Origin of the sequence: Streptomyces sp. NPDC021225, from assembly GCF_044332865.1 — a bacterium.
GTDB lineage: Bacteria > Actinomycetota > Actinomycetes > Streptomycetales > Streptomycetaceae > Streptomyces.
The window spans coordinates 194,678-206,515 of record NZ_JBIRPV010000006.1 but is presented as its reverse complement, the minus strand read 5'-3'; the positions used below and the strand labels follow the sequence as shown (position 1 = coordinate 206,515).

Genomic DNA, 11,838 nt, shown 5'->3' with positions numbered 1-11,838 from the left:
CACCACCCAAAGGAGCACGCTGTGATCGACTTCCGGCCCAAGTACATCACGTTCGACTGCTACGGCACCCTCACCGCCTTCGGGATGTCCGCCCTCACCCGTGAGCTGTTCGCCGACCGCGTCGCGGCCGAGCGGATGGAGGACTTCCTCGACGACTTCGAGGCGTTCCGGATCGACGAGGTGCTGGGCGCCTACCAGCTCTACCCCGACGTCATCAGGCACGCGCTTCAGCGGGCCTGCGCCCTGTGGAACATCGAATACCGCGACACGGACGGCGCGGCCATCGTCGCCGCCGTGCCCACCTGGGGTCCGCACCCCGATGTGCCGGACGCGCTGCGCACCCTCGCCGAGAGCTATCCGCTGGTCATCCTCTCCAACGCCGCGAACGACCAGATCGGCGGCAACGTCGAGAAGCTGGGCGCCCCGTTCCACGCCGTGTACACGGCCGAGCAGGCCCGTGCGTACAAGCCGCGCTTCCAGGCGTTCGAGTACATGCTGGAGCAGTTGGGCTGCGCCCCCGATGAGATCCTGCACGTCTCCTCGAGCCTGCGCTACGACCTCATCCCGGCCCACGATCTGCGGATCGCCAACAAGGTGTACGTCAACCGGCGCTATGAGCCCAGCGTGCCGTACTACGGCTACCACGAGGTGTCGGCCCTGTCCGAACTGCCCGCGCTGCTCGGGCTGTGAGTGCCGTGAAGACCGTCCCGTACTGGCTGGACACGTCCCCGGCCGGCCCCGACCGCAGCGCGGTGGAGATCGGTGGCCGCACCGATGTGGCGATCGTGGGCGCCGGGCTGACCGGGCTGTCCGCCGCGCTTCATCTGGCCCGCAAGGGCGCCCAGGTCACCGTGCTCGAGCAGGAGAGCGTGGGCTGGGGAGCGTCGGGACGCAACGGCGGTATGTGCACCACGGGGCTGGCCATCGGCTTCCTCACCGCCGTGGAGCGCTACGGCCTCCCCACCGCCAAGGCCGCCTACCTGGCCTACAACGAGGCCATCGACACCGTCGAGAAGCTGGTGGTGGAGGAGGACATCGACTGCGACTTCGCCCGCACCGGAAAACTCAACCTGGCCGCCAAGCCCGCGCACTACGAGCGGCTGGCCCGCACCCATGAGGCACTCGCCGACCTGATCGGCTACCCCACACAGCTGGTCCCCAGGAAGGACATCAGGTCCGAGATCGGATCCGACCACTACCACGGCGCGATGGCGGATCCTCAGGGCGCGGGCCTGCACGTGGGCAAGTTCGTCCGCGGTCTGGCCGAGGCCGCCGCCGCCCAGGGGGTGCGGATCCTGGAGAAGGCCCCGGTCACCAGGGTCCGCCGGGTCAGCGGCACCACGCACGATGTGACCACCCCCATCGGCACCCTCCGCGCCGATCAGGTGCTGGTCGCCACGAGCGGCTACACCGGCTCCCCGTTCCGCTGGCTGCGCAACCGGATCATCCCCGTCGGCAGCTTCATCATCGTCACCGAACCGCTTCGGCAGGAGGTGGTCGACGAGCTCATGCCCACCCGCCGGATGGCCTCCGACTCCAAGAACATCCTGTACTACTTCCGCATCACCCCCGACAACCGGCTGCTGTTCGGCGGGCGGGCGCGGTTCGCCATGTCCAATCCCCAGTCCGACCGGAAGAGCGGACAGATTCTGCGCAAGGGGATGCTCTCGGTGTTCCCGCAGCTCGACGGCGTGCGCATCGACTACCTGTGGGGCGGTCTCGTCGACATCAGCCTCGACCAGATGGTCCACTCCGGCGAGCGGGACGGTCTCTACTACTCCCTCGGCTACTCGGGCCACGGGGTCCAGATGGCCACCCACATGGGCCGGCAGATGGCCGATGTCATGGACGGCCGGCCCGAGGCGAACATCTGGCGCGGCATGAAGTTCCCGCGGGTCCCCGGACACTTCGGTCCCCCCTGGTTCCTGCCGTTCGCCGGGGCCTACTACCGGGCCCTCGACATCATCAGGTAACCCACCGCCCACCTGCCGGAAGAGCCCGGAAAGGAGGAGTGAACGATGGTCAGATTCGCCGTGCGGCGGCTTCTGGTGCTGCTGATCACCCTGCTCGCCGTATCAGCGGCCACCTTCGCCATCCCGTACGCCTCGGGCGGCGATCCCGTCCGGACGATCCTGCGGTCCAGAGTCTCCGACCAGGCCCTCGACCCCTCGGCGATCGCGGCCCTGCGCTCCGAGCTCGGGCTCGACCGGCCGATCCTCGTCCAGTATCTGAACTGGCTCGGCCATGCGGTACGTGGGGACTTCGGCCTGTCCTTCACGAGCCGCACCCCGGTCGACCAACTGCTGTCCACCGCCATCGGCGTGTCCGGCACCCTGGCCGTCATCGCCATCGGGCTGGCCTTCCTCGCGGCCCTGCCGCTGGGCACGCTCGCCGCGATGCGGCCGGGGAAACGGGTCGACAACGGAGTGACCCTGGTGACGCAGAGCTTCGTCGCCGTCCCCGAATACTGGCTGGCCCCCATCCTGGTGCTGGTCTTCTCCCGCTACCTCGGCTGGCTGCCCTCGGCCGGATGGCGCGACCCGACGTCCATCATCCTGCCCGCCCTCACCCTCGCGCTGCGGCCCATGGCCTACTTCACGCAGGTCACCAGAGCGGCGATGAGCGATGTGCTGGCATCGCCCTATATGACCGCCGCCCGCAGCCGGGGACTGAGCGGAGGCCAGGCCCTGCTGCGGCACGGGCTGCGCAATGCCCTGCTGCCCGTGATGACGCTGTTCTCCCTGTGGTTCGCGGGGCTGCTCGGCGGGTCGGTGGTCGTGGAGGTCATCTTCGCCATCCCCGGAATGGGCCGGCTCGTCTACAACGCCGTGGTCAACCACGATGTCCCGCTGATCCAGGGCGGAATCCTGTGCACCGTGGCGCTGGCGGTCCTGATCACCACCGCGACCGACCTTCTGTACGCACTGATCAACCCGGCCGTGAGGGTGCACGATGGCGCTGTCTAGCTCGCTTTCCCACGATCCGGTGCCCGCCACCACCCCCCGGCGCCTCGCCCGCCGGACCGTCACCGGTCTGCGCGCGGTCACCGGCCGGCACTGGACGCTGCGCCTCGGCGCCGTGGCGCTGGCCCTGGTGCTGATCGTCCTGCTGCTCACCCCGTGGATCGCGCCGTACGACCCGGCACACCAGGACCTCGGCCGGCGGCTGGCCGGGCCCGACGCCCACCATCTGCTCGGCACCGACCAGTTGGGCCGGGACATCCTCAGCAGGCTGATGTACGGCGGCCGCTTCTCGGTCTCCATCGCGGCGGTCACGCTGCTGCTCTCCGCCGTGATCGGCACGGTGATCGGAGCCTTCAGCGCGCGGCGCGGCGGGGTGGTGGACGAGGTCGTCATGCGCACGACCGACCTGCTGATCTCGATTCCCGACGTGATCGTCGCCCTGTTCCTGATCGCGGCCTTCGGCACCGGCTACGGCATGCTCGTCGCGGCCCTGACCCTCGTCGGCTGGACCCCCTTCGCCCGGCTGATGCGGGGCCTCGCCCTGGAGATCAGCAGCCGGGAGTACATCGAGGCCGCCGAGGCGCTCGGCTGTTCCAAGGCCTTCATCGTCTTCCGCCATGTCATCCCCAACGCGCTGCGGCCCGTGCTCTCCCTGGGCTTTCTGCGGTTCGGCCACAAGCTCATCACCGTCGGCGGGCTGTCCTACCTGGGGCTGGGCGTGCAGCCCCCCGACTCCGACTGGGGCGCCATGCTGCTGGACGCCCAGCCGTACATGGAGCGCCTCCCCCTGCTGGTGATCGCGCCCGGCGCCGCGATCTTCGTGACGGCGCTGAGCGTCACCCTGATCGGCCACGGCATGGAGCTGAAACGCAAGAGGAGGACGGATGCCACGTGACATCACGCCGCCGGCGGTGCCGTCGGCTTCCCCGGTCCGCCGTACCACGCTCACCACACAGGTCGTGGAGCAGATCCGGTCCCGGCTGCTCACCGGCACCTTCCCGCCCGGCTCCCAGCTGGGCGAGGCCGAACTCGCCGAATCCCTGGGGGTCAGCCGCGGCCCGGTGCGCGAGGCCCTCGCCCGCCTCGTCCACGAGGGACTGTTGCTGAGCCAGCCCCATCGCGGGGTGTTCGTGCCGCTGCTCGGCGAGGCCGACGTCCTCGACATCTACTACGCCAGGGAAGCGCTCGAGGCCGCCGCCTTCCGCCGGGTCATCACCTCGCCCAGACCGCCCGGACTGCTGTCGGCCCTCGGCGAGACGGTGGACGAACTCGCCCGTGCCACGCGCACCGGTGACTGGTCGAAGGTGGCCGACCTCGATGTGCGGTTCCACTCCCTGGTGATCGAGGCGGCCGGCAGCCCCCGGCTGACCCGCATGTTCGGCACCGTGATCGCCGAGACCCGGCTGTGCCTGAACCTGCAAGCCGACGCCGACCCCGCGCGGCTCGACCTCGTCGACGAACACCGGGAACTGGCGCGGCTGATCGCGGGCGACGACGTCGACGCCGCGCTGGCCACCCTCGCCCAGCACTTCGAAGAAGCCACCGTGACCGTGCGGAACCGCCTTCGCGCGGTCCGACGCTGAAGGGAACCCGGACCATGCGCCTGCCTCACCGTCCCCCGCCGGCCCCCGTGACCACCGGCGACTCCGCGCTCGAGATCCGGGACCTGCGGGTGGAGTTCTCGGAGCCCGGTCACGCCTCCGCCACCCCCGCGGTCGACGGCCTCGACCTGACCGTCCGGCGCGGCGAGATCGTCGCGCTGGTCGGCGAGTCGGGCTCCGGCAAGACCATGACGGCGCTGAGCGCCATCGGGCTGCTGCCGCCCGGCGCCCGGGTCACCGGTGGCCGGATCACCCTCGGCGAGGAGAACCTGACCGCCCTTCCGCCGAAGCGGATGAACCGCATCCGCGGTCATCGGCTGGCCATGCTCTTCCAGCAGCCCAAGGTCATGCTCGACCCGACCTGCACGGTGGGGAGCCAGGTCGCCGAGCCGCTGCGGCTGCACCGAGGGCTCAGCCGCCGCCAGGCGAGGGCGCGCGTCGTGGAACTCCTGCGCGACGTCGGCATCCCGGAACCCGAGCGCAGAGCCGCCTCGTACGCACACCAGCTCTCCGGCGGCATGGCGCAGCGGGTGATGATCGCGGCGGCCCTCGCCGCCGACCCCACCATGATGATCGCCGACGAGCCGACGACCGCGCTCGACGCCACCGTCCAGGCCCAGATCCTGCGGCTGCTCCGCCGCAAGCAGCGCGAGTCCGGCATGGCCGTGCTGCTCATCACGCACGACCTCACCATCGTCACCTCGATCGCCGACCGGGTGGCCGTCATGTACGCGGGGCGGGTGGTGGAGGAGGGATCGGTGCGCGAGGTCTTCGACGCCCCCGAACACCCCTACACCCGCGCCCTGCTGAAGGCGTCGCTGCTCCAGTCCGAGGAGGGCAGGCTCTTCTCCATCCCGGGCAGCGCGACCCAGTCCCGCGGCCTGGACCGCGGATGCCGGTTCCAGCCCCGATGTCCGCTCTCCCAGGACCTGGGCATCACCGGCCGGTGTTCGGGCGCCGAGCCGCCGCTGCACACCCACGGTGGTGCGCACCGCTGCCGCTGCTGGGCGTCCCAGCCCGGCGGCGAGCCCGTCGGCGAGGCGGTGGCCGTATGACCGCGCTCGTGGAAGCGGACCGCGCCCCCGGCCCCGCGGCGGGAGAGCCGCTCGTCGTCGTGGAGGACCTGGTCAAACACTTCCCGGTGAAGGGCCGCGCGTTCGGCGGCAAGAGCTATGTCCACTCGGTCGACCATGTGTCGTTCACCATCGCCCCCGGAGAGGTCCTGGGTCTTGTGGGTGAGTCGGGCTGCGGCAAGTCCACCCTGGCCAGGGCCATGCTCGGGCTGACCCCGGTCGACTCCGGGCGCGTGTTCTTCGACGGCGTCCATGTCGCCCGGACCAGGGGCCGCGGCCGCAAGGCCATGCGCCGCTCGATGCAACTGGTCTTCCAGGACCCGTTCGCCGCGCTGGACCCGCGGATGCGACTGGGCACCAGCCTCGAGGCCCCGCTCGCCCAGCACGGCCTGGGTACCCGGGAGGAGCGCCATCAGCGCATTCTCCAGGTCCTCGGCCAGGTGGGGCTCGACGCGTCGTTCCTCGGCCGGCGCCCGGGCGAATGCTCCGGCGGCCAGCTCCAGCGGCTCGTGGTGGCCCGCGCCCTGCTGCTCCGCCCACGCCTGCTGATCTGTGACGAGCCGACCTCCGCGCTCGACGCCTCGGTCCGCGCCCAGATCCTCAACCTCCTCGTCGAGCTGAAGGACGAGCTGGACCTGACCCTGCTGATGATCTCCCACGACCTGCGCGTCGTACGGCACATCTGCGACCGGGTGGCGGTCATGTATCTCGGCGAGATCGTCGAAGTGGCCTCCCGGGAGGAGCTGTTCGAACGCCCCGCCCACCCCTACACCCGAGCGCTGCTGGACGCCTCGCTGCCGGAGGCGTCCGCCGGGGAGGGCGAGTTCGGCGCGCTGCGCGGTGAGCCGCCCAGCCCGGTGAGCCCGCCCTCCGGGTGCCGCTTCCACCCCCGCTGCCCCCTGGTCGGCGAGCGGTGCCGCACCCAGGCCCCCACGCTGGGCGCGGGCCCCACGGGCCGCCTCGTCTCCTGCCACTACCCGAGCGCGTGACGCGCCGCCCGAACGAAGAGAGCGAGCCGATGACCACTGTCGAGACCGCGCCCGCCACCCCGCTGACCTGGCGGCCGCCCGCCGGGGCGCTGTGGTCCGGGAGATGGGTGGACGGCGCGTCCACGATGCCTGTGCACGATCCGGAGGACGGCCGCCTGCTCGGCCATGTCACGGACACCAGCCCCGCCGAGGTCGACGAGGCCGTCACCGGCGTGGCCGCCGCCGTCGCCTCCGGGGCGAGCTGGCCCGCCTGGAGGCGGCGCGAGGCGCTGGAGGAGGCCGCCGGGCTGGTCCTGCGCCACCGCGAACGGCTGGCCGAAGTGATCTCCCGGGAGGGCTGCAAAACGCTGCGGGAGGCGAACGGCGAGGTGTCCCGCGCCGCGGAGACCCTGCGGCTCTCGGCCCAGCAGACCCACCGCCTCACCGGTGAGACCCTGCCGTTCTCCGACACCTCCCGCGGCGAGGGCCGGCTGGGCTGGTACACCCGGGAACCGGTCGGGGTGGTCGCCGCCATCACCCCCTTCAACGACCCGCTCAACCTGGTCGCGCACAAGGTGGGTCCGGCCCTGGCCGGCGGGAACGGCGTGGTCCTCAAGCCGGCCGAGGCCACACCGCTCACCGCGCTGGCGTTCACCGAGATCCTGCTGGACGCCGGGGTGCCCGCCGGGCGGATCGCCGTCGTCCCGGGCACCGGCGGCGGTGCGGGCCACGCCCTGGTCAGCCACCCGCTGGTGGACCTGGTGTCCTTCACCGGCGGCCACCGGACCGGAAACGCGGTGGCCGGCGCCGCCGGAGCCAAGAAGACCCTCATGGAGCTGGGCGGGAACAACGCCGTCCTCGTCCTCGACGACGCGGACACCCGGGCGGCCGCACAGGCCGTGGTGGCGGGGGCCTTCGGCGTGGCGGGGCAGAACTGCCTATCGGTGCAGCGGGTCTTCGTCGCCGCGCGCGTCTTCGCGCCCTTGCTCCGGGACGTGCTCTCGGCCACCGAGAAGCTGCGGGTCGGCAGCAAGGCCGATCTCCGTACGGACATCGGTCCGCTCATCAGCGAGCGCGAGGCGCGCCGGGTCGAGGAGTGGGTGCGGGAGGCGCGCGAGGGCGGCGCCGTGGTGCGCGCCGGAGGCCGCCGGGACGGCACTTTTTACCGGCCGACCGTGCTCACGGACGTCCCGGCGGACGCGAAGGTGATGACCGAGGAGATCTTCGGCCCGGTGCTGGTGGTCGAGCCGGTCGCCACGGTGGACGAGGCCGTCGCCCGCGCCAACGACACCCGCTACGGCCTTCAGGCGGGCGTCTTCACCACCTCGCTGGACACCGCCTTGGACATCGCGGAACGGCTCCGGGTCGGCGCGGTGATGATCAACGACAGCAGCGACTTCCGGATCGACGCGATGCCCTTCGGCGGGCCCAAACGGTCGGGCGTCGGCCGTGAGGGGGTGCGGTATGCCGTGGAGGCCATGACCGAGCCCAAGGTCGTCGCCGTACGCCGTGGCGCATGACCGTCTACCGTCTCAGTCGTGCGGCGGAGCCCCGGTGACCATGTGATCGGCGTGGTTGACGGCCTCGACGACCAGCCGGCGCAGGTGGCCGTCGTGGAGCGAGTACACCGAGCGGCGGCCCTCCTTGCGCACCTGGACCAGCCCGGCCAGCCGCAGCTTGGCCAGGTGCTGGCTCACCGCGGGGCGGGCCGCCCCGCTGGCCTCGGTGAGGGTGTTGACATCGGCCTCGCCCCGGGCGAGGGACCACACCAGATGCAGCCGGGTCGGGTCGGAGAGCAGCGAGAAGACATGGGCGGCCGCGGAGAACTGCGCCGCGCCGCTGGGATGCGTATGCGACCTGGTCGGGGTCGCCGGCCCGTCATTCACCGGCATCCGCCGGCCCAGCGAGCTGATTGATGCATGCGTGCATTCATATGCACATAATGGTACAGGCGCATGCATGGTGTCCAATGCGACCCCCGTCACGCCCCGGCGCCGCTGTCCGCCGAGAATGGCCACCGGTGAGATCAGGGCCCGACCGCAACAGCTTCGCAGGGAATGGCATGACAGACGGCGCACAACACATCCACGGCACCACCCGCGCCCAGGACGGCACGGCCCTGGCCTATCAGCTCCAGGGATCCGGGCATCCGCTCGTGCTCCTGGCCGGACAGGCCAACAACCACCACTGGTGGGACGGCATACGCGAGGACTTCCACGCCACGCACCACACGATCACCGTCGACTACCGGGGTACCGGCGCAAGCGGCAAACCCCAGGACGGCTACTCCACACCGCAGTTCGCCGAGGACGTGATCACAGTCCTGGACCAGTTGGGCGTCGAGCGCGCCGATGTCTACGGGACGTCCATGGGCGGCCGGGTCGCCCAATGGGTCGCCGCCCGCCACCCGGAGCGGGTCCGGCGCCTCGTCCTCGGCTGCACCTCACCCGGCGGCCCGCACGCCGTCGAGCGCGACGCCTCGGTGCGGCGCGCCCTCGCCCAGGCGGATCCGGGCGCCGCGCGCGAGGCCCTGCTGGATCTCATGTACTCCCCCGCCTGGCTGGCCACCCACCCCGGCCCGTACTCGACCCTCGGCGATCCGGACATGCCCGCACACGCCCGGCGAGGCCACCTGCGGGCCAGCAACGAGCACGACGCCTGGGACGCCCTCCCGCGCATCGGCGCCCCCACCCTCCTCCTGCACGGCGACCAGGACCGGCTCACCCCGCCGGACAACATCCCCCTGCTCGCAGCCCGCATCCCCCACGCGACGACGCATGTCTTCCCCGGCGCCCGACACGCCTACTTCGAGGAGTGCCGGTCGGCGGCTGGCGCCCTGGTCTCCGGATTTCTCACCGCGGAGCGGTGGTGAGCGGACGCGTGGCCCCGGGGCCGGGCCCTCGGCGCGCGCGATCGGCCCGGAGCTGATCTGCTGGTTGAGGGGCCTTCGTACCTGTTCTCCGGAGGAACCATGAGTCGCTATCGAGTCGCACAGGTCACCGCCCCGGGCGGTAGGTTCGAGTCGGCCGAGCGCGAGGTGCCGCGGCCAGGACCGGGCCAGGTGAGGATCGCCGTGGAAGCGTGCGGGATCTGCCACAGTGACGCGCTCTTCGTGAACGGCGCACTACCGGGCGTGTCGTTCCCCGAGGTTCCCGGACACGAGATCGCCGGGCACATCGAGGAGCTGGGCGAAGGCGTTCAAGACCGTGGATGGCAGGTCGGTGACCGGGTCGCGGTCGGCTGGTTCGGCGGCAGCTGCGGCTACTGCCGACCCTGCCGCGAGGGCGACTTCATCGTGTGCCAGAACCTGAAGGTCCCGGGATGGGCGTACGACGGAGGCTTCGGCGAGCAGGTCATCGCCCCCGCCGACGCCCTGGCCCGGATCCCCGACGGACTGTCGGCGAGCGACGCGGGGCCGATGGCCTGCGCGGGCGTGACCACGTACAACGGGCTGCGGCGCAGCTCCGCCCGGCCGGGCGATCTGGTCGCCGTGCTCGGCCTCGGCGGCCTCGGGCACCTGGGGGTGCGGTACGCGGTGGCGATGGGCTTCGAGACCGTGGGGATCGCCCGCGGCGCCGAGAAGGCCGACTTCGCCAAGCGGTTGGGCGCCCACCACTACATCGACAGCACCTCCGGCACCCCGGTCGCCGAGGCGCTCCAGTCCCTCGGCGGCGCCAAGGCCGTCCTGGCCACCGCCGGAAGCTCCGAGGCCATCACGGCCACCGTGGACGGCCTGGCCCACCGCGGGGAGCTGGTGGTGATCGGAGCGGACGCCGCACCGATGGCCATCACCCCGGCCCAGCTGCTCATGCACGCCCGCGTCGTCCGGGGCCACCCGTCCGGCACCTCGCGGGACGTGGAGGACACCATGGCGTTCAGCGCCCTGCACGGCATCCGCCCGATGACGGAGACCGTGCCGCTGGACCACGCCGACGAGGCCTACCAGAAGATGCTCGCCGGCAAGGCCCGCTTCCGGATGGTGCTCACGGCAGGCTGATCGCCACGGGCAGGTGGCGGGGGCCGCGCAGCACGGCGTTGGCGCGGTACGGCGGCGGGTCCTCCAGCAGCCGGAAGTCCTCGACCCGGCGGAACAGTTCGGGCAGGGCGAGGTGCGCCTCTATGCGGGCGAGCGGGGCGCCGAAGCAGTAGTGGATGCCGGTGTAGAAGCCGAGGTGCTGGTTGTCCTGGCGTTCCGGCATGAACCGGTCGGGGTCCTCGAAGCGCCTCGGGTCGCGGTTGGCCGCGGCCAGCATGAGCCAGACCGGGGAGCCCTTGGGGATGGTGGTGTCGGCGACGTCGATGTCGGCCAGGGCGGTGGTCCACGGGACGAACTGCACCGGGGGCTCGTAGCGCAGCACTTCCTCGATGAGGGGGGTGGCCAGGTCCGGCTCGTGTCGGAACCGCCGGAGGATGTCGGGGTGGCGCAGCAGGGTGAGCGTGGTGTTGGTGATCAGGTTGACGGTGGTTTCGTGGCCGGCGACCAGGAGCAGCACCGCCGTGGCCACCAGATCCGCCGGTGTCATGCTGCCGCCGGGGCCGGTCTCGGGGGCGAGGGCGCTGAGGATCCCCGGGCGGGGATGGCGGCGTGAGGCGTCGATCAGGTCGGACAGGTAGGCGCCCATCGCCTGGCGTGCCGTGTCCGCCTGTTCCTGGCCGCTTCCGCCGGGGTGGGGGTCGACTCCGGACGCCAGGGCGTCGGCCCAGCCGTGGAAGCGCGGTTCGTCCTCGCGCGGCACGCCGAGGACGCGGCAGATGGCGGTGACGGGAAGGGGGTAGGCGAAGTCGTCGACGATGTCGACCTGGTCCTTGCCTTCGAAGGCGTCGAGCAGTTCGGTGACCACCTTGGCCAGGTCTCCGCGCAGGTCGTGGAGGAACCTGGGGCTGTGCGGGGGTCCGAAGGGGCGATTCGCCGTGTTGCGCAGCCGGTCGTGTTCGGGCGGGTCGGTGAAGATGAAGCTCGGCGGCAGGCCGGTGTCCTCCTCCGTTTTCCCGAAGCGGGCGTAACCGGGTGAGCGGTTGCTTGTGTCGTTGCTGAGCCGTGGGTCGTTGGCCAGGCTCTTCACCTCGTAGTAGGTGCTGACCAGGTAAGTGCCGTCGTCCTCCCGCGTGACCGGCTGCTTGCGCAGTTCCGCGAAGAGGGGATAGGGATCGGCTCGGTTCGCGTAGTCGGTGATCTGCGCGGAGATGGTGCCGAGCGTCATGGTGTCTCCTGGGGGCTCCGGGTGTTCGGGGC

12 protein-coding genes are annotated in these 11,838 nt (G+C 71.5%); 10 read left to right on the top strand and 2 right to left on the bottom strand.

The window, feature by feature from the left end:
* The first annotated feature begins 21 nt into the window (after positions 1 to 21).
* Genes ACH4S9_RS26920 through ACH4S9_RS26885 form a run of 8 tightly spaced genes read left to right on the top strand, consistent with a single transcriptional unit; the run spans position 22 to position 8,125 of the window.
* Positions 22 to 690 carry a haloacid dehalogenase type II gene (locus ACH4S9_RS26920; protein ID WP_311722020.1) on the top strand — a complete coding sequence of 223 codons (669 nt, stop codon included), beginning with the start codon at positions 22 to 24 and terminating at the stop codon, positions 688 to 690.
* On the top strand, positions 687 to 1,973 hold the full coding sequence (locus ACH4S9_RS26915) for an NAD(P)/FAD-dependent oxidoreductase (RefSeq protein WP_398374126.1): 1,287 nt from the start codon (positions 687 to 689) through the stop codon (positions 1,971 to 1,973). The genes ACH4S9_RS26920 and ACH4S9_RS26915 overlap by 4 nt, the downstream gene beginning before the upstream one ends.
* A 45-nt stretch (positions 1,974 to 2,018) precedes the next feature.
* A complete protein-coding gene (locus ACH4S9_RS26910) occupies positions 2,019 to 2,966 on the top strand; it encodes an ABC transporter permease (RefSeq protein ID WP_311722017.1) in 948 nt (315 codons plus the stop codon).
* Entirely contained in the window at positions 2,953 to 3,858 is a 906-nt protein-coding gene (locus tag ACH4S9_RS26905) for an ABC transporter permease (protein WP_398374125.1), read from the top strand. The genes ACH4S9_RS26910 and ACH4S9_RS26905 overlap by 14 nt, the downstream gene beginning before the upstream one ends.
* Positions 3,848 to 4,546, top strand: a complete 699-nt coding sequence (locus ACH4S9_RS26900) for a GntR family transcriptional regulator (protein WP_398374124.1) — start codon at positions 3,848 to 3,850, stop codon at positions 4,544 to 4,546. The genes ACH4S9_RS26905 and ACH4S9_RS26900 overlap by 11 nt, the downstream gene beginning before the upstream one ends.
* Positions 4,547 to 4,560: 14 nt before the next feature.
* A complete protein-coding gene (locus ACH4S9_RS26895; protein WP_398374123.1) occupies positions 4,561 to 5,619 on the top strand; it encodes an ABC transporter ATP-binding protein in 1,059 nt (352 codons plus the stop codon).
* On the top strand, positions 5,616 to 6,626 hold the full coding sequence (locus ACH4S9_RS26890) for an oligopeptide/dipeptide ABC transporter ATP-binding protein (RefSeq protein ID WP_311722013.1): 1,011 nt from the start codon (positions 5,616 to 5,618) through the stop codon (positions 6,624 to 6,626). Before ACH4S9_RS26895 ends, ACH4S9_RS26890 begins: the two co-directional genes overlap by 4 nt.
* A gap of 29 nt (positions 6,627 to 6,655) precedes the next feature.
* The gene (locus tag ACH4S9_RS26885) at positions 6,656 to 8,125 is read left to right on the top strand and encodes an aldehyde dehydrogenase family protein (RefSeq protein ID WP_398374122.1); all 1,470 of its coding nucleotides are present in this window, start codon (positions 6,656 to 6,658) and stop codon (positions 8,123 to 8,125) included.
* A gap of 12 nt (positions 8,126 to 8,137) precedes the next feature.
* Here the strand turns inward: ACH4S9_RS26885 and ACH4S9_RS26880 are convergent, their stop codons facing one another.
* Positions 8,138 to 8,497 carry a metalloregulator ArsR/SmtB family transcription factor gene (locus tag ACH4S9_RS26880; RefSeq protein WP_311722011.1) on the bottom strand — a complete coding sequence of 120 codons (360 nt, stop codon included), beginning with the start codon at positions 8,495 to 8,497 and terminating at the stop codon, positions 8,138 to 8,140.
* A gap of 170 nt (positions 8,498 to 8,667) precedes the next feature.
* Here ACH4S9_RS26880 and ACH4S9_RS26875 point away from each other — a divergent pair, with 170 nt between their 5' ends.
* Positions 8,668 to 9,477: an alpha/beta fold hydrolase gene (locus ACH4S9_RS26875; RefSeq protein ID WP_311722010.1), complete on the top strand. Its 810-nt coding sequence runs from the start codon at positions 8,668 to 8,670 to the stop codon at positions 9,475 to 9,477.
* A 99-nt stretch (positions 9,478 to 9,576) separates the two neighbouring features.
* A complete protein-coding gene (locus tag ACH4S9_RS26870) occupies positions 9,577 to 10,602 on the top strand; it encodes an alcohol dehydrogenase (protein WP_398374121.1) in 1,026 nt (341 codons plus the stop codon).
* Here ACH4S9_RS26870 and ACH4S9_RS26865 read toward each other — a convergent pair.
* Positions 10,589 to 11,806, bottom strand: a complete 1,218-nt coding sequence (locus ACH4S9_RS26865) for a cytochrome P450 (protein WP_311722008.1) — start codon at positions 11,804 to 11,806, stop codon at positions 10,589 to 10,591. The two genes, ACH4S9_RS26870 and ACH4S9_RS26865, sit on opposite strands and share 14 nt — an antisense overlap.
* Positions 11,807 to 11,838: the final 32 nt, after the last annotated feature.

Bases quoted from the DNA above. Each gene is read 5' to 3' on its own strand.
- ACH4S9_RS26890 (WP_311722013.1), top strand. From the start codon at position 5,616: ATGACCGCGCTCGTGGAAGCGGACCGCGCCCCCGGCCCCGCGGCGGGA.
- ACH4S9_RS26900 (WP_398374124.1), top strand. From the start codon at position 3,848: ATGCCACGTGACATCACGCCGCCGGCGGTGCCGTCGGCTTCCCCGGTC.
- ACH4S9_RS26895 (WP_398374123.1), top strand. From the start codon at position 4,561: ATGCGCCTGCCTCACCGTCCCCCGCCGGCCCCCGTGACCACCGGCGAC.
- ACH4S9_RS26865 (WP_311722008.1), bottom strand. From the start codon at position 11,806: ATGACGCTCGGCACCATCTCCGCGCAGATCACCGACTACGCGAACCGA.
- ACH4S9_RS26875 (WP_311722010.1), top strand. From the start codon at position 8,668: ATGACAGACGGCGCACAACACATCCACGGCACCACCCGCGCCCAGGAC.
- ACH4S9_RS26885 (WP_398374122.1), top strand. From the start codon at position 6,656: ATGACCACTGTCGAGACCGCGCCCGCCACCCCGCTGACCTGGCGGCCG.
- ACH4S9_RS26880 (WP_311722011.1), bottom strand. From the start codon at position 8,497: ATGCCGGTGAATGACGGGCCGGCGACCCCGACCAGGTCGCATACGCAT.
- ACH4S9_RS26910 (WP_311722017.1), top strand. From the start codon at position 2,019: ATGGTCAGATTCGCCGTGCGGCGGCTTCTGGTGCTGCTGATCACCCTG.
- ACH4S9_RS26870 (WP_398374121.1), top strand. From the start codon at position 9,577: ATGAGTCGCTATCGAGTCGCACAGGTCACCGCCCCGGGCGGTAGGTTC.
- ACH4S9_RS26905 (WP_398374125.1), top strand. From the start codon at position 2,953: ATGGCGCTGTCTAGCTCGCTTTCCCACGATCCGGTGCCCGCCACCACC.